The organism is Nitrosomonas nitrosa (assembly GCF_003051105.1).
GTDB classification, from domain to species: Bacteria; Pseudomonadota; Gammaproteobacteria; order Burkholderiales; family Nitrosomonadaceae; genus Nitrosomonas; species Nitrosomonas nitrosa.
This window is the reverse complement of sequence record NZ_QAOO01000027.1, coordinates 25,159-41,684: the sequence shown is the minus strand read 5'-3', so window position 1 is coordinate 41,684 and position 16,526 is coordinate 25,159. Positions and strand designations below refer to the sequence as shown.

The following is a 16,526-nucleotide window of genomic DNA, read 5'->3' as shown; positions in this document are numbered from 1 at the left end:
CATCAAAGCCCAGAAAAACCGCACGATGGCAATCCGGCAATCGCGTGTCATCCCTGAAACCGGAGAATATCTTGGCAATCTCGATTTTGCGTATTTGGTTTCCGGCAATGCGGTATGGAAACCGGTGCGCGTGTATAACGACGGACAGAAAACCATTATCCAGATGCCGAGAATCATGGCGCAGACTGAAGCGCCGACTTTGTTGCTGCTCAACAAGAAAGGCGGCTTGTTCAGGAAAGACGATACGGTCATGGTCAATTACCGGCTGCAGGGTGACCGCTACATCGTGGATGCACTATTCGACAAGGCAATCCTGGTGGCAGGTGCCGGCAACAATCAAAGCCGCGTGACGGTTACACGAGGGAATTGATCATGAGGCTACGATTTAATGCAGTTAAAACCGATAACTATTTCGCCTATAAACCTGTGCTGATCTGTGCAGCTATTTTGCTATTGCTGGGCGGCTGTGCAATGACACAACCGTATGGCAATTTTATCCAGAATCCGTCACCGGCGTTCAGCCAGTACGGCAAAGTCATGGCGGATGATGTGACAGACCAGATCGGACGGCTATATCCGGCTGCCAGCACACAATTCGCTGTGCAGCATCCTGCGAGCGATCCTTTCGGTCAAGCATTGATCGACAACTTGCGCATGCAGGGATATGCCGTGCAGGAAACGGTGAAGCAAGATAATCCGTTATTGGCAGTTGTGCTATCTCAAAAGATCGATGAAGCGGATGAATACGCTCAGCAAACTACACAAGCGGAAGCCAAACCGAGTCTGGCACTACGCTATATCATCGACCGCTCCGATGATCTGTATCATGTCAGCATCCTGATCGAAGACCTGAAACTGACGCGCGCTTTCGTAGTGCATTCCGGACAGATCGAACCCGCAGGCTTGTGGGTGCGCAGGCTACGGGAGAATTGAGGATGTCAACGGATAAGCGGCTATCGCCGGATACCTCGCCTGACACTGTTGCCAAAAGCGTGGGTGTGCGCCGCGTCAACAATCTGCCGCTTTATATCTTCGGCGCCATCATGCTGATATTTATGCTGCTCATGGGCATTGTGGCGATGAACCGCGCCACCGAGCGCAATCATGTAGACGATTTCGATAGCAATCATGATGTTCAGTCGAGCAGCAATTTTGCAAGTCTGATCGCCAAAGACTATATCGGCGGCATTATCGAACCCAAAGTGCAGCCAGAAACGGCAGATCTACCGGATGACCGGTTTATCAAAGATTGGCGCGAGGCAATCATCATCGAGCGGCCTGCTGATCTCGATTTGCCGCCACTGCCTCCAGAGCTGGAGAGTACCCATACATCACGCCATGCCGAACTCGAACATATCCGCCTGCTCAAACGCCAACAACTTGAAGAAGCGATCAAAGCCAAAACCAACGTCAATGTGATCGCACCCAGAAGCGCCGCATCTGCACCCCACTATACCGGCACCGGCAACACGCCCTCGCGCGAGGAAGCGCTCGCGGAGCTGGCACGAGTACGCCAGCAGATCGATGCGAATCTGCGTGAGGATCCGACCGCTGCCTATCATGCACGGCTTACACAACTGCGGCAAGGACAAGGCGGATTGGGTGCGGGTATTTCTGACGATTATGACGATGACGCCCCCATGCTGCTGAACGATCAGCCAACCGGCTATGCCAATGATTATGCACGTTTCGACTCGACCATTGGCGATGATCGCTGGAAACTCGACAGCCAAGTCAGAAAACCGCAATCGCCTTACATTCTGCAAACCGGTTTTGTAATTCCGGCAACGTTGATTTCCGGAATCAATTCCGAACTGCCGGGACAAATCATGGCGCAAGTGAGCCAGAATATTTATGACTCGCCGGTTGGCAAACACCGTTTGATCCCGCAAGGCTCGCGCCTCGTGGGTACGTATTCGAGCGAAGTCGAATACGGTCAGGCACGTGTGCTCGTTGCCTGGCAGCGTATTGTCTTCCCGGATGGCAAGACGATGGATATCGGGGCGATGCCGGGTGCCGACGGTGTGGGTTATGCCGGATTCAAAGATCAGGTGAACAATCATTACCTGCGTATTTTCGGCTCGGCATTGATCATGTCCGCGATTGTAGCTGGAACAGCCTACAGCCAGCGCGATGCAGGCGGCGCATTCGGGCGGCAGAACGCAGGCAGTATCATGAGTCAGTCACTCGGCCAGCAACTGGGACTGGTCACCGCCAATCTCATCCGCAAGAACATGAATATCTCACCCACCCTCGAAATCAGGCCGGGGTACCGGTTCAACATCATCGTGACCAAGGACATGGTGTTCAACAAGCCCTGGCAATCCTTTGACTATGCATGGAGCGATCACCAATGACAAACAGTAAGAGTCCATCCGCACGGCCCAATAGTTGGCGCAAAATAGCCGGTATGGTTGCCATTCTCTTTGCAATGTTCAACACAACCGCCCACACTGGCGGAATCCCGGTCATCGATGCGGCCAACGTACAGCAAACCACGGTTGCCGCGATAGAAAATGTGGCACAGACCTTGAAGCAGATACAGCAGTATCAGACGCAACTGCAGCAATACGAAAACATGATCCGCAATACCCTGGCGCCACCGGCATATGTCTGGGCGCAGGCGCAATATACGATGAACAAGCTCATGCATATGACCGATACCGTCCGCTACTACGGTCAACGCTATGGCGGCCTGGACGGTTATCTGCAGCGCTTCCGCAATGTGAATTATTACCGCAGCTCACCATGCTTCAATCTCGAAGACAGTTGCACCGAATCGGCTTGGGGCATATTGAAACAGGGACAGGATGCCAGCACCGATGCGCAAAAGAGCGCCAGCGATGCTGTGCTGCGCGGCCTTGATCATCATTCACAACAGATTCCGCTCGATGCCGCACAACTGCAAATCCTGCAGCAACGCACCCAAACTGCTGAAGGACAAATGGAGGCATTGCAATATGCCAATCAGCTCGCAGCCCACCAAGCAAACCAGTTGCTGCAAATCCGGCACCTGCTTATCGCACAACACAATGCCATCAATGCGCAAAACCAAGCCAAAATAGATCGGGAAGCCATGTGGCAGGCTGCGCGTGAAACGGCAACCAAACGGTTAAGTCCACAAACCCTGCCGCCTGGGAGAAATTGGTCAGTTACAGACGCGTTTTAATTATCTAACCATGGAGAAAATCATGAAAAAAATCCGCTTAGTTATTGTTGTTATCTGCTCAGCATATTTATTGCTGTTATCAGGTTGCTCCAATGATGGCGATGGCAAACTTGAAATGAAGGAGCCCCGAAAAGAACTGAATGAATTGCCTCAAGGTAAGAACTGGTTTGAAATGGATATATCCGATCCTGAAAAATTTAATCAACAAATGAACGAATCCGAGTAACTTCAGGCTTATGCTATATAAAAGGGGTAGTAAGATGATTGAAAATAAAGTCACATTCATTATCACCCTGATTATTTTATTGTGTTTTTCCACCCGTGCGTTTGCTGAACTCGCTTATGTCGATCCCGTAACCAACCAAAGCGTACTGGACCAAGTCGTTCAAAAATTTGGCGGCAAAGTCAAATCCTGGCAAACAATCGTTCAAGGAGCGGCAGAACGTTTGTTCTGGACACTGGTATTGATTTCTATGGTTTGGACATTTGGCATGATGTTGTTACGCAAAGCTGATATTGGCGAGTTTTTTGCAGAATTCACGCGATTTATCATTTTTACCGGATTCTTCTTCTGGCTACTGACCAATGCTGTTTCAGGTCACAATATCGCAGGCACCGTTATAGCGTCGATGCAACAATTGGGAAATAGTGCTGCAGGATTACCGGGAAACACCGGGCACGCCAGCGTAATGAATATCGGTATTTCAATCTGGAACCAGGCAACCAACAATCTCACTATTTTGCAACCGGTAGACAGCTTGATAGCGCTTATCATTTCGTTGATTATTCTTATCGTCATCGCGGTGATTGCAGTCAATATGTTGCTTCTATTAATTTCAGCATGGGTTCTCATGTATGCCGGCATCTTTTTATTGGGCTTTGGTGGCGCCAGATGGACGACGGATATCGCCATCAACTACTTTAAAACCGTTCTCGGCGTTGGCCTTCAGTTGTTTGTAATGCTGCTCATTGTAGGCATCGGAAGTGATTTGTTATCCAGTTTTTATTCCAAAATGGGTAAGAACGTACTGAATTTTGAAGAACTTGCTGTCATGCTGGTTTTTACCATAGCCTTATGGGTGCTCATTTCCAAACTGCCTCCTTTGATTTCTGGAATCGTTACCGGCAGCAGTATCGGATCCGCAGCCGGAATCGGCAGTTACAGCGCGGGTGGTTTGGTAGCTGCGGCTGGAACGACAGCGACTATCGCCGCTTATGGCGTTTCTGCATTGCGCAGAAACAGCCCCATCAAAGGCATAGAACCATTGATGAATGCGGTTAAATCTGGACAGAATGCAGAGAAAAGCGGTAATTACATTTCCAGAGGAGATAAATAAATGAAAAAGTATCTCTTAAGCTTTATAGTGATGTCGTTACTATGCGTACCAGCTCAGGCCAAGGATTCCTGCAGTACCGTGCTTTGTATGGCAGGAATGCTGCAAGGCTCCGGTGTTGCTTCCGGTTGCAGAAGATTTGTTCAGAATTACTTCGATATCATCCTGTTCAACAGTCATGGTGGTATCAGCCTGAACAAGACATTTAAAGCTCGCGGCCGATTTCTAGGCCAATGTACTTCGGCAGGTAACTGGCCGGATATGATTAACAGCAAGTACGGCAGACAATTGGGATTTTAATCGTTGCTTGTAATGACATCATTTAATTGATTTAATGAGCATGCGTAAATCGTTGCCTACTAACAGCAATCAACCAGCTTGTCATTGAAAAGGATAAGAATATGGAACAACTCGATCGTATCACCCAGCAATCCGGCATCATGGGTGGCAAGGCATGTATCCGGGGAATGCGTGTCACAGTCGGCATGATCGCCGGACAAATTGGTGCTGGCCGCAGCGTCGATGAAATTCTTACCGACTATCCCTACCTTGAGCATGAAGACATTATGCAGGCGCTGCGTTACGCCGCATGGCGTGCGGAGGAACGTGAAGTCATTTTAGCTTCTTCATGACACTGCACGTCGACATGAATTTGTCACCGCGTTGGGTCGATGAGCTGGCTAACGCATGTTTTGATGCAGTTCACTGGTATGTACTTGGCACATACAATGCATCGGACAGTGAAATCATGGCTTATACCAAAGCAAACGACTATATCGTTCTGACACACGATCTGGATTTCAGCACTATCCTGGCCGCCACGCATGGTGAAAAACCCAGTGTAGTACAAATCCGTGCAGATAATGTCAATCCTGACACTATCGGCAAACAGGTGATCGCAGCTTTACAGCAAATGGCTACAGAATTGGCTGATGGTGCATTGCTAACGGTTGACACCAGCCGTACCAGAGTACGGCTACTTCCACTTCGACCCTGGACGTTGGAAGATAGATGACACCATCGACGATTATCCTCAGCAACTTGCAGATTTGCTCATGATGGACTTGCCGCCAGACATGCAGGAACGAGCAGTATGCTCCATTATCGCTGCAGTCAAGTACGAGATTCCCGCCAATATTTTGCTGGCCATCGCGGAAAAAGAAGGTGGAAAGCCCGGTCAATGGGTACAAAATAAAAACGGTACGCACGATGTTGGCGCTATGCAATTCAATACAGCGTATCTACAAGATTTATCAAAGTATGGTATTACAACTGATCATGTTGCACAGAGCGGATGTTATGCCTACGACTTGGCCTCATGGCGCGTGCGCCAGCATATCAAAAATGACAAAGGTGATATCTGGACAAAAGCAGCGAATTATCATTCAAGAACGCCAGAATATAATGCCAAATATCGCGCTGATCTTATAGCCAAAGCCTCCAAGTGGGCAGACTGGCTGGAAGCTCATTTTCAACCAAATCACAAGAAAATCCCAGAAAACAAAGTGATTGATTAGCAAGAAGATAACGTTCTACAATTTCTTCCCGGTTTTTCTCAGTTCACGCTCTATACCAGCTAATACTTGCTTGTTCGTAATGAGGGTTTGTTTACCTGCCATAGCCCGCAGGCAAATATAATGCACGACATTGACGACATCGGCGCCTGACAATTCATAGCGATCAGCGATCTGTTTAAGGTCAACATCTGCGGCCATTTGCACTGCCACGGGTAATGCCTTTTGCCAGAGATGCAGCCGTTCACCGGCACGGGGAAGCGGGAAAGCGATAATCGCCTGGAAGCGCCGCATAAATGCTTCGTCGATGTTGTCTTTGTAATTCGATGCCAGAATCACCAAACCATCGTAATCTTCCACTCGCTGCAATAAATAAGACACCTCTTGGTTGGCGTAGCGGTCATGTGAGCTTTGCACGCCAGTGCGCTTGCCGAACAACGCATCGGCTTCATCGAAAAATAAAATCCAGCCTTTGTGCTCCGCTTTATCAAACAATTTGGCCAAGTTCTTTTCCGTCTCGCCAATATATTTGGACACGATCATCGACAAATCCACGCGATAAACATCGTGTTCAGTGTATTTTCCCAGTAAGGCAGCAGTCAGCGTTTTACCCGTGCCTGGTGGGCCATAAAACAATACCCGATACCCGGGTTTCACTCTACGCGCCAAACCCCAATCTGTCAGCAACGCTTGTCCATGAATTAACCAGTCTTGTAAATCCATTACCTGCTGCCGCGTCTGTGGGTGCAGCACCAGGTCATCCCATTCCTGCAAAGTATCAATCTTCTGTGCGGGAAAATCAGCACCTAAACTTGGTTTCCCCATTCTTCCAATCAGAAACAGCCCCACATATTCCTCAGCCATCACCAGCCTGCCACTCAGACGCGGCTCTCCTGGCAAGGGAGGCTCCAGGCTGAGAATTTTTTCCCTGAACAACCAGTGGTCGTTACAAAAATAAGTCTCATACAACTCCTGCCGCCGCTGTAAATCCTCTCTGCAGATCAGGAATAGTGCCATTTCTCCAGTAAGCAAGATACCGCGATGCTGTTTACCACGCACACCACCCAGTTCAGGGAAGTTGCCTTCACCGAAAAGCTCGACAAAAAGCTGATCATAGTAAGCCGGGGAGAAATGAGGAATCAGGGTGCCGATCATCAAAAAAAGATCGATTGCTTGAAAAGATTTATTGGGTAGCCGGGACTGAAAAAACAGAAAAATATCGCTGTCTGCAGGCAATACTGAATCTAATACAGGTACAGATTTGAGTATCCTTAGAAAATCGCTTAACAATAACTGCCAATCGAAAGGTTTTGATTCATAAGTCATGATATGCCAACAATGATTATCCCCACTGTTCACGCGCTGCGGATAACAAAGCAATTAACGAAACATAAAGATGTTATTTATAATAATGATTCTGACCCATTTTTTTCGTTTTTCTTTTTTTATCAGCTAATTAAGCAGCATTACTAAAATATCGACGAGTACGTTGTCCATGCTGACTTATTGTCGGAGCCCGACGAACAGGTATTGATTGCGGATTAAATCTCGCTCCACTGCGCACATTTCTAATTCTTAGCCTGTTGCCTCGCATAGCGCTGGAAGCTGTTGCAGGTGAACGGCCAGGCATACTTCCAGAAGCAAAGGCTCCAACAAATCCAGCGACAATAAGCATGAATAATTCGCGATAAACTCCTCGTAGATAGTCACGAGCACGACGTAAACTCCAACCTCGTTCTATCACCAGAGAGGCGATATCACGGTTCCATTGAACGTATACCTCTTGATTAATTCTTGCAATAGAATGATCGCCATCGGCAATATTATTTAAATACCAAGAAATCTCTTCCGGATACTCACGATATATTTCCACTCTCATAACACGTCCTTGCGAAACGCGAAGAACTGTTCTTCCCCAACCATCTCCAGAGCTGGGATAAACATCAACGGTTACACCTGAATGAAAACTACTTGTTAAGATGGCCTCACGAGCTTCCGGATGAGCCCATTCGGGAATTCTTTGTTCAAGGGGCACTGTAGATACACTGTGAATTGGGTCGGGACCACTTGCAATTCGTGCTTGGTATTGGGTTAGTAACTCAGGCCGCATCCCGGGAAGGAAACTTTCAATAGAAAAAGCAAGCCCACCAATTAATTGGACATTATTACTCAAAACGAATTGAGTATATAAACCAGGAGCAAAACCCAAACCACTTTCAGTTACCGGTTCCAATGGATGCCTAAAAGGAGCCCCTTCAGGCCAGATAAACCGAATTGCATCAGACACTGATATATGTTGATTGAATTGGATAATACGAAAATTACTATATCCTATTCTAGCAAAGATTCCTTCCTCTTGAGTACCTTGGGCAGAAACTTGCCTTTGCTCGGCACATCGCTGTTGACGATTCTGGTTAACAAACCAATACCCAATTACGTTAGGTAAACAACTTTGCACCATAACATATCGATCTCCCATACGAAAAAACAGAGGGGTAAACGGAAAGTAATTATGCTCCGCGCTGACGATACGTCCTAGTTGCTCTTGATATCCTCTCTGATGATATTGTCGAAACCCCCGGAATGCCCCAACCCGAGAACACATATTTAATGTGGCAGCATACTCGGTAAACTCTTGACGAAAAGCTGATGTTTGTCTTAGGCGAAGTATTCCCAATAATAAACAATCTGGACCATATCTAATAATTTTATTAGCATAACATGTAGCCTGTGCTTCACCCCCAGCAAGCTCAGAGCCACTTGCGGGCTTGATTTCCGCAATCCTTAATAGGATTAATCCTCCCCTTGGGCCTCGACTAATTACTTTAATTAGATCAGCGCGGCCAATTCTGCTGGTAGAACTTCCTTCAAATCGACACTCATTTCCACCTGGCACTGTAATTTCTGTAAGATTATTAATATGATCGTTTCTGCGAAATCGTCTCTGTATTTCTGGATGCACCTGACTTCCCAATCGTCGGCGTAAACTCAAGTTGGGTCTATTGCAGTTGCGCGCTTCAAATTCAGCAGCTTGCCTGCAATTAGAATTCCAGTGCCCAACTTGTCGTTGTATAACGTTTCGTAGAGTAACAGCTCTCTGCTGAACTACATGTGTTAGCTCATGACCTAGTAATTTGCGTCCTTGCGCTGATTGTGGGTCGTACTTTCCATAATTAAAATAAATATCCGATCCATGTGTAAAAGCCCGCGCATTAAGCTCCTGACTCATTTGTACAGCTTCACTGTCTCTGTGCACTCTTACACCACTAAAGTCTGTACCAAAGGCATTTTCCATCTCCGTTTGAATATCTTGCGGCAAGCGTTCTCCTCGCCCCTGTCGGCGCTGCAATTGATTACTTAAATCAGAAGAAGTTTGGGTTGCAGCTTTGTCTCCATTGCCATTGCGTTGCACAATGGATTCTGACGGCCGGAGTGCAGCATCAGATAATTCTTCTTCACGCTCTAAAACATCCGAGGGCTTGCGTTGAATTTCATCTTCGCAATCAGTACATAATCTTTGTAAGTTTGGTTGTACATGCGATATACGGCTGATCAATGGTCGAGTTTCTCTTTCCATTGGCATACGCATCACATAATCAGCTATCTGGTCGGCTTCCCGCTCGTACTGGTCTCCTGGTTGACCGATGATGAGTTTCGCTTGCACCCTCCCCACCCGCGAGGGTGAAATAAAAGGTGTGTTTTCTTCTTCCACACAATGACTACACTGCCGCTGAATAAAAGGCTCCCTAGTACCTTCTGTTGTTTGATTAACTTGTTTGGCGACTTTCATATGTGCACACTCAAATGCTTATTCCACTCAGTGCATACAGTCCACTTCGAATTATTACTCAATGCTAAAGCTGATAAGTGAATTGATTCGTTAAAATTACATAAATCACTTTCCGTCATTTGTAAAAGTCATGACATGATCTGTGATCGCGACACTTTTTAACTGGGCCTGATTTTTCTTCTTCTTTATTAATTTACTTTTGCCTACTGCTCAAGACCCCACAGCACTCTAAGATCATTGACGACTTGTGCATCAAGTTCAGCGCTACCATAAAATACTGCTAATTGACCATCATTTCCAAATTGCGAAATTTGCGAACGTTCTAATAACCTCAAACTTCCAGAACAATTATGCAAACCTCGACATGGAGCTCTCTCAGTAAATACCTGTTCAACAATGACTCTTACGCTAGGGTGATTATTCCGAATTCTTTCAACTTCACTAAGTATCCAAGTTTCTGAATGTACGTCATGCCGTGTGTTTCTGAAAGTAATATATTCGATTTCGTCGCCAATGCGAACTCTTGCTGCTGCAACATTAATATCGTGCAATAACGGGTAAGTGATTCCCACAAGATGTGTTCTAACGTAAAGTGCTTGTGTTAGAAGGGTATTATCTACGGGACCTCTTCTACGGCCTAATGATCTAGGTACCCTTTCTAGACGAGAAGGAATACTTACACGAGCCAGCTCTGAGGAACTTTCCCTTATCGCTCGAACAATATCGTCAGCACTCATAGCTCTCAAAATATCTTGTGAAATGCGATAACCAATTACGTCATTCCCAGAATGTATGGATCGAGTAAGCCAAATACCGTCATGAATTTGTGATGATACTCTGGCAGCTCTGGCCGCATCTCCTAAGCCCGGCAATATAGCCATAGCAGCAAAACCAGCTTCCACCCACCTTCCTCTTGCAGCAGATATCACAAAATCAATTCCATCAAATATGATACCTACCCATGGTGTCATCCCAAGTAATCCTAGGACTCTTTGTATGGAATCCCAAAACTGTTCTGATGCATCTGGAGCTGCTGGTTGAGGATATTCAAAGTGAATATTGGCACTAATAATACGAGATCCGCTTCCGTTCCTAAACCTTATAAAAAGATTACGGGTACTCCAGAGAGCAGGGGGGCTGGGATACACAATCGTAAGCGTTTCATTTAAGTGTCCTGCAGCTCGGTGATTACGATAGGGATTTGGAGTATCACAATAGTAACGAGATCCAGCACCAGGACTAGTCGATGAGTATGCTTCAAAAATATCCATGCTCCAATCTTCATCAGATGAGCTAATTCGATATCGTCCATCCGAAGACATCGCAGTTGCTCTAATGGTTAGTCTATTTAGAGGGCTCATTTGGTTAGGAACACCAAAATTTGGGACCTGAAATAGAGGAGTAAAAGCACAGTTTCTTGTATTTGCTCTGATTGGGCCGAGATTTACTATATCTACAGGAAAAATGTCGCCACGCAAATAATCTGTTGAAGGTTGTTCAGAATATGATTCCCATGCTGTTCGCATAATTTGTGGAATAGATGATGATTTTGAGAATACTTGCTTACTTCTTGAATGAAAATTTCCACTACTCTGCTGCACAACATGCATTAACTCATGTACCAATAAACGTTTACCCAAAGACTCGCTCGGCGAATATTTCCCATGATCAAAATAAATATTAGATCCATGCGTAAAAGCCTGCGCATTAAGCTCCTGACTCATTTGCATCGCTTCACTGTCTCTGTGCACTCTTACACCACTAAAGTCTGTACCAAAGGCATTTTCCATCTCCGTTTGAATATCTTGCGGCAAGCGTTCTCCTCGCCCCTGTCGGCGCTGCAATTGATTACTTAAATCAGAAGAAGTTTGGGTTGCAGCTTTGTCTCCATTGCCATTGCGTTGCACAATGAGTTCAGACGATGGGAGTAAAGTATTCGATGGTTGGGGCTGAATTTCGTCCTCACATTCAGCACATAATCTTTGCAAGTGTGGTTGAGCAGGAGGTATTCGACTAATAATTGGTGCAAGTGAACCTGGTACCGGCATACGCATCACATAATCAGCCATCTGGTCGGCTTCTCGCTCGTACTGATCCCCTGGTTGGCCGACGGCGAGTTTGGATTGTACTCTGCCTACTCGGGACGATGAGATAAAAGGCGCTTCTTCTTCCTTTTCCTTTGCGCAATGACTACACTGCCGCTGAATAAAAGGCCCCCGCCTAGCACCTTCTGTTGTTTGATTTGCTTGTTTGGCGGTTTTCATATGGGTTTAGCCGGTTTATGCCCATTCTACCCAGAGCATGCGGTCCATCCAGGGGTGCATGATGGGGGATAGGCCCCAGGGGAGTTTGCCGAGCAGGACGTCGAAGCTGGTTTGTTCCACGGTCAATCGCCAGCCGAGATCGGTGGTGGTGAGTTTGCCTTCGCGTATGAAAAAGGTGCCGCGCAGTTCTTCAGTGGTGGTGCCTTGTATGATCGGCCAGTGTTCGATCAGTGCTTGCAGCATGCGTTCGGCTTCGTTGGTTTCATCGGCGCCCAACACTATCTCGCGGGCAATCAATGTTTCCGGCTGCAGGCCGCACAGCAGTTTGAGCAGCACCACTTCTGACTCTATCGGCTGCTGTTGGCGGGTGGCGATATAATAAAGCAGATGGACAGCTCTTTCCTGCGCGGCAAAATCCTTGAAGTTTTCACCATTCAACAGGTTCGCTTTGTTGAACAACGTAGGCAGGAATGGATGCACCAATACTGTTCCCGCGAGCGGCACATAAATGCCGTCTGGTTCTTTTGCAGGGCTGCCTGATAAATTTTGTGGAGTGGGCGGGGTTACATCTTTGGTTTGCCGGGCAAGAAATTTCCGCAGCGGGGTTTCAGAAGATAATATTTCCTCAAAACCATTTAATAAGCGGTTTAGTTTTGCCAACTGGCCGTTGACATTGATGGTATGGAACCGTGTATCCCCATTGGCAAACAAATTGCGTAGCAGTTGCGCTTGCCATTCCTGCTCATCCAATGGACTTTCTTGTGCTTGAATGATGCTCCAGGTCGTTTGCCAATAAACTTTACCGGCTTGCTGACGCGACAGAAAGGTAGCCTGGTCTTGCCAGTCTGCCAATGTAACCGGCAAATGAATGGCCAAGGCATCCAATAGCGCTCGATGCAACCGGTCCGGAAATTGGGCGATCCAGCGTTCCATTGCTATGGGGGATTTGAGTAACGCCAATACTTCCCGCGGTTGCCTATGGATCTGCTCTTCCAGCAGCTTTTCCAGGTCAGGCTCCCCGGCCCACCAGGGCAAATGACCATATTGCAGGAAATACGCCAGACACTCGATCTGCCGATGGCCGCTGCTCCCGGCTGCCGTTTGCACAGCCGATGCAACGGCAGACTCGATCGTGCCTCGAAACTGCTGGTAAGCCTGATCGAGCCACTGATCGTCATCCTGCTGCACAGACAGCTCCCCCAGGTCGATTTCCAATTTATCGAGTTCGACCCATTGTCCGGAACCGGCCAGCTGATCGAATACGGGATCGAGTTTCGGGTATAGCTTCTCTTGCAACAGTTGTTCCAACCGCTGGCCCAGGCCAAAGGCATCCCCGCCGCGCGGTACAGTCAGCTCGATGAAGAGTTTCTGAATAATATGCGTATTATCGTTCAATGCTAAACGGCCGGTAAGCAGTGAGGTTGGTCAATGTCACATAGGGTTGTCTGACTAATGCGTTAAATACGTATATAAAATTATCCTGGTTGGTGGCGCGATTGGCTGAATTCAGCGACTCTAGCCATTGCTGGTATGCTTTCTCGAATTCGGTAAACACACCGGGTACCTGCTTGTCTTCAAGATCGACCCAATAAATCCACGGCAGTATATGCGCGGGGGTTTCCTGGCGGATGGTGCGTTCAACAATGACACGAAACTCCAGATCCTGAAACCGTGGCGCCCAGCCGGGTAGAAAAATGCTGATCTGAAACGAATAAGGATCATTAACGAAGGTATGGTAATAAGTATTCCCTGATTCACTTTTCAATTCAAATTGAACCGGTGCCAGTGCTTGAGTCGATCCCTCCATTGGCCTCAGCAGCATATGCTCGATCAAATGCATGCCTTCCGCATACCGGCCCTGCATGAGATGGATCACCTCGCTGATATGCTGTTCCACCTCGCCACGGTTAACGGGATAATCGATGATACGGGCGATCGGATCCGTTCCATTGAAGCTGGCATCGAGCAAATTGATGTAATACTTGCATTCGGAAGACCGGGTGGGTTGAGTTTGTGTGACTGCATAATACCTGCCATGGCAAGCAAAATCTTCAACGACTTTTTTGACTTCTTTATCCAGCGCGGCATCCAGCTCATAATGCTGCGTACTCGATAACAAAATATCGTATTTAGTGCGGTCCACGTCATCGACTGACGTTATTCTGCCGTATTCGTACACTTCTATTCTGGGTGCATTCCAAAAACGGAAGCGCACTTCACGGACACGGTCTTCCACCCGATCGATCTCGTTATAAGTTTCAAAATATTCCCCGATATCGAACACCTTCGATAAAGAACGGCGTCGGCAGTCGGGCATACCCAATAACCGTGCAACGCGTTTCTCCAAACCGGAAACATTGTCCGTGCCCCAGACTTCAGCAGTCCCATAGTTATGCGCCGTTGCTCGCCGTGCACTCAATGCCGGAAAATCCAGCAAAAATTCCAGTTGATCCATCAACAGATCCGAAGATACCAGCCCAGCATTGTTAACCCTTACCCAGGCCGGGTAATCGCCGAAGCTTTCACCATAGCGGCTCAGCAGATGTTCGATGAATTGCTGGCGGCGCTCGCGGAAAGCTTGCTGATCTTCCGCTGCCCCATTCAATGCCTTGATATAACCGTTACAGTTGCGGGTAAACGCTTCCCAGCTCAATGGCGTACCCCTTTGCTCGTCCAGGAAAGCTTGCAACAGCGCCTGCACCGCGGGCACCCAATAAAGTGGCTGATGATAATAGGTCTGCCCGATCTGCTTGCGGATGGAAAACAAATCATGCACATGCAGCAACTGGCTGCAGTAATTGGCCAGCAGTTGCTCGAACAACAGCAGATAGCCTTTCAACTGCTTCGCCTGCGCCTTGCGTTCTGGCGGCATGCCGGGAGTAATCTCCCCCTGCCGCAGGCGGTAGGTTTGTGGAAACTCGTTCTGAATGGAATAGTAGCTTTCGATATCCAGCGCCGTGCCATGCGGCACCGGCAGATCGGCGACGGTCTCCTTCGGGAAACCCGCCTTGAATGCCGTATGCAGTTGCTGTACGCGATCTTTAACGGTCTGCATGTCCAGCAGAACCTGCACACCCTGACGGTAGAGCTTTATTTCACAATCGTCCAGACTGAGGCGCGGGTAAAAATCATCGGGATCGAACAAACGCATGCAGTTGAGTACATCGCGATTGACTTCGAAGCGATCGATAAAAGCCCGCAAACTGAGCCCGCTGAGCGCGAATACTCCCGGCACCTGCATGATCAACCGCACCAGATCGGAGGTATAGAGCGTGTTGCCGCGCTCCAGTCCTTGCAAATCTTCCTCCAAAAGGAAACCTGATTCCGGCTCCAGTTGCTCGCCCTGAAAAATATCCTCCGGAACCTTCCCTTCCGCCAGCAACTGGTCGAGGCTGCGCGGGCGCAATTGTGGCTCGATAAACTGCTGTAAAGAAAAATAAATTTCCGCGAGCACCGCCAACGGCCCCGCATCCGGCGTCAATTCCAGTTCTGTCACGCAAACCGCGATTTGCTGGATGCGTACCGGCTCGATGCGCACCCAATCCTCGCACAGATTGCGATGCTGGTTCAGAAACGCGTACAGGGTATCGAGGTAGCCAAGGATTTGCTGAGTACGCACCCGGAAGCGAGGAAAAACACCCACAATTACTTTATTCTCTGCTGTTTCTTCTTCCGCTTCTCCACTGGTTCCTGCTTCAAGCTTTTGAGTGCTGCGCAGATATTCGCGCAATTTGCTTTGAAAAAGGGCTTCATACTCAGGCGGTACTGGAGTTTGCGTATAAATCCATGTGCCCAACTCCAGTGGCTGTGAATTAATGGATACAATCACTTTCGCATGATAACGCGGCACACGGCCCTCTTCCACAATCCGGCTCAGGCCACTATCGGAGAGGCTGATCGCATCGATCGAACCCTCAGTCAACCATGCATCCGGCAAACTTCTCCAATCAGGTGGAACAAAATAAACGCGCGTCTGAAAAACTAATTTTTCCGCATCGTCGCGCAGATCAATTCCCTGTTCCAGCCAGCTTTCATTCAACCGACCCTCTGCGAACAATACCTTTAGTGCGTAAAGTCCTTCAACGCGGTCGCTCGTAGTCGTAACCACTTGTGCATCACGGACGATGTCGTCCAGCGCAAGCAGCAACCGCCGGTAGTCATTGGGCGTAAGCGCGGCATTGGGCAACACCTCACGAGCGGTATAGAAAGAAGGTTCACTCCCGTTCGCCAGCAAGTCTTCAATGGGCAGACGGGAACGCAGTCCGAGATCGGTGATGGCATAAGCCAACTGCTCCAGGATGGTGATACCAGGATCATGGCTGTTGTAGTCCGTCCACAACTCGCTGGCGAGCGCTTCGATACGCTGGCGCGCCTGCTCACGTAACTGATCAGTATCGACGCTGTCAGCTAGATGCTGCTGCCTTAAAGCGGTCAGAGAAGGGATCGGCTCCATTG

At 48.1% G+C, this 16,526-nt stretch carries 15 protein-coding genes; 10 read left to right on the top strand and 5 right to left on the bottom strand.

Going from position 1 to position 16,526, the window contains the following annotated elements; all coding sequences use genetic code 11:
* The 10 genes from C8R30_RS12935 to C8R30_RS12890 form a co-directional block, all read left to right on the top strand.
* Nucleotides 1-370: TrbG/VirB9 family P-type conjugative transfer protein (locus tag C8R30_RS12935; RefSeq protein ID WP_181258749.1), on the top strand; the 370-nt coding region annotated here is incomplete at its 5' end.
* A gap of 2 nt (nucleotides 371-372) precedes the next feature.
* Complete coding sequence (locus C8R30_RS12930; protein WP_107790292.1) at nucleotides 373-933, top strand: conjugal transfer protein TrbH; 561 nt, start codon at nucleotides 373-375, stop codon at nucleotides 931-933.
* Nucleotides 934-935: 2 nt separating this feature from the next.
* A complete protein-coding gene (locus C8R30_RS12925) occupies nucleotides 936-2,357 on the top strand; it encodes a TrbI/VirB10 family protein (protein ID WP_107790291.1) in 1,422 nt (473 codons plus the stop codon).
* Nucleotides 2,354-3,169: a P-type conjugative transfer protein TrbJ gene (trbJ, locus tag C8R30_RS12920; protein WP_107790290.1), complete on the top strand. Its 816-nt coding sequence runs from the start codon at nucleotides 2,354-2,356 to the stop codon at nucleotides 3,167-3,169. The genes C8R30_RS12925 and trbJ overlap by 4 nt, the downstream gene beginning before the upstream one ends.
* A gap of 22 nt (nucleotides 3,170-3,191) precedes the next feature.
* A complete protein-coding gene (locus C8R30_RS12915; RefSeq protein WP_107790289.1) occupies nucleotides 3,192-3,395 on the top strand; it encodes a hypothetical protein in 204 nt (67 codons plus the stop codon).
* 34 nt (nucleotides 3,396-3,429) lie between these two features.
* Nucleotides 3,430-4,506: a P-type conjugative transfer protein TrbL gene (trbL, locus tag C8R30_RS12910; protein ID WP_107790288.1), complete on the top strand. Its 1,077-nt coding sequence runs from the start codon at nucleotides 3,430-3,432 to the stop codon at nucleotides 4,504-4,506.
* A complete protein-coding gene (locus C8R30_RS12905) occupies nucleotides 4,507-4,803 on the top strand; it encodes a TrbM/KikA/MpfK family conjugal transfer protein (protein ID WP_107790287.1) in 297 nt (98 codons plus the stop codon).
* A 101-nt stretch (nucleotides 4,804-4,904) separates the two neighbouring features.
* A complete protein-coding gene (locus C8R30_RS12900) occupies nucleotides 4,905-5,135 on the top strand; it encodes a DUF433 domain-containing protein (RefSeq protein ID WP_107790286.1) in 231 nt (76 codons plus the stop codon).
* Nucleotides 5,132-5,518, top strand: coding sequence for a DUF5615 family PIN-like protein (locus C8R30_RS12895; protein WP_107790285.1), 387 nt, complete (start codon nucleotides 5,132-5,134; stop codon nucleotides 5,516-5,518). The genes C8R30_RS12900 and C8R30_RS12895 overlap by 4 nt, the downstream gene beginning before the upstream one ends.
* Nucleotides 5,454-6,020, top strand: coding sequence for a transglycosylase SLT domain-containing protein (locus C8R30_RS12890; RefSeq protein ID WP_258192043.1), 567 nt, complete (start codon nucleotides 5,454-5,456; stop codon nucleotides 6,018-6,020). The genes C8R30_RS12895 and C8R30_RS12890 overlap by 65 nt, the downstream gene beginning before the upstream one ends.
* Nucleotides 6,021-6,035: 15 nt before the next feature.
* Here C8R30_RS12890 and C8R30_RS12885 read toward each other — a convergent pair whose 3' ends face one another.
* The 5 genes from C8R30_RS12885 to C8R30_RS12865 all read right to left on the bottom strand — a co-directional run bounded on the left by C8R30_RS12885 (nucleotide 6,036) and on the right by C8R30_RS12865 (nucleotide 16,524).
* The gene (locus tag C8R30_RS12885) at nucleotides 6,036-7,343 is read right to left on the bottom strand and encodes an ATP-binding protein (protein WP_107790283.1); all 1,308 of its coding nucleotides are present in this window, start codon (nucleotides 7,341-7,343) and stop codon (nucleotides 6,036-6,038) included.
* A gap of 130 nt (nucleotides 7,344-7,473) precedes the next feature.
* A complete protein-coding gene (locus C8R30_RS12880; RefSeq protein ID WP_107790282.1) occupies nucleotides 7,474-9,807 on the bottom strand; it encodes an eCIS core domain-containing protein in 2,334 nt (777 codons plus the stop codon).
* A gap of 203 nt (nucleotides 9,808-10,010) precedes the next feature.
* A complete protein-coding gene (locus C8R30_RS12875; protein WP_107790281.1) occupies nucleotides 10,011-12,071 on the bottom strand; it encodes an eCIS core domain-containing protein in 2,061 nt (686 codons plus the stop codon).
* A gap of 15 nt (nucleotides 12,072-12,086) precedes the next feature.
* A complete protein-coding gene (locus C8R30_RS12870; protein WP_107790280.1) occupies nucleotides 12,087-13,466 on the bottom strand; it encodes a contractile injection system tape measure protein in 1,380 nt (459 codons plus the stop codon).
* Nucleotides 13,456-16,524 (bottom strand): hypothetical protein, encoded by a 3,069-nt coding sequence (locus C8R30_RS12865; RefSeq protein WP_107790279.1) that lies wholly within the window; start codon nucleotides 16,522-16,524, stop codon nucleotides 13,456-13,458. Before C8R30_RS12865 ends, C8R30_RS12870 begins: the two co-directional genes overlap by 11 nt.
* Between the last annotated feature and the right edge of the window lie 2 nt (nucleotides 16,525-16,526).

What these genes read in the sequence shown, in the direction of transcription:
- C8R30_RS12930 (WP_107790292.1), top strand. Translation starts at nt 373, where the DNA reads ATGAGGCTACGATTTAATGCAGTTAAAACCGATAACTATTTCGCCTAT.
- C8R30_RS12925 (WP_107790291.1), top strand. Translation starts at nt 936, where the DNA reads ATGTCAACGGATAAGCGGCTATCGCCGGATACCTCGCCTGACACTGTT.
- trbJ (WP_107790290.1), top strand. Translation starts at nt 2,354, where the DNA reads ATGACAAACAGTAAGAGTCCATCCGCACGGCCCAATAGTTGGCGCAAA.
- C8R30_RS12915 (WP_107790289.1), top strand. Translation starts at nt 3,192, where the DNA reads ATGAAAAAAATCCGCTTAGTTATTGTTGTTATCTGCTCAGCATATTTA.
- trbL (WP_107790288.1), top strand. Translation starts at nt 3,430, where the DNA reads ATGATTGAAAATAAAGTCACATTCATTATCACCCTGATTATTTTATTG.
- C8R30_RS12905 (WP_107790287.1), top strand. Translation starts at nt 4,507, where the DNA reads ATGAAAAAGTATCTCTTAAGCTTTATAGTGATGTCGTTACTATGCGTA.
- C8R30_RS12900 (WP_107790286.1), top strand. Translation starts at nt 4,905, where the DNA reads ATGGAACAACTCGATCGTATCACCCAGCAATCCGGCATCATGGGTGGC.
- C8R30_RS12895 (WP_107790285.1), top strand. Translation starts at nt 5,132, where the DNA reads ATGACACTGCACGTCGACATGAATTTGTCACCGCGTTGGGTCGATGAG.
- C8R30_RS12885 (WP_107790283.1), bottom strand. Translation starts at nt 7,343, where the DNA reads ATGACTTATGAATCAAAACCTTTCGATTGGCAGTTATTGTTAAGCGAT.
- C8R30_RS12880 (WP_107790282.1), bottom strand. Translation starts at nt 9,807, where the DNA reads ATGAAAGTCGCCAAACAAGTTAATCAAACAACAGAAGGTACTAGGGAG.
- C8R30_RS12875 (WP_107790281.1), bottom strand. Translation starts at nt 12,071, where the DNA reads ATGAAAACCGCCAAACAAGCAAATCAAACAACAGAAGGTGCTAGGCGG.
- C8R30_RS12865 (WP_107790279.1), bottom strand. Translation starts at nt 16,524, where the DNA reads ATGGAGCCGATCCCTTCTCTGACCGCTTTAAGGCAGCAGCATCTAGCT.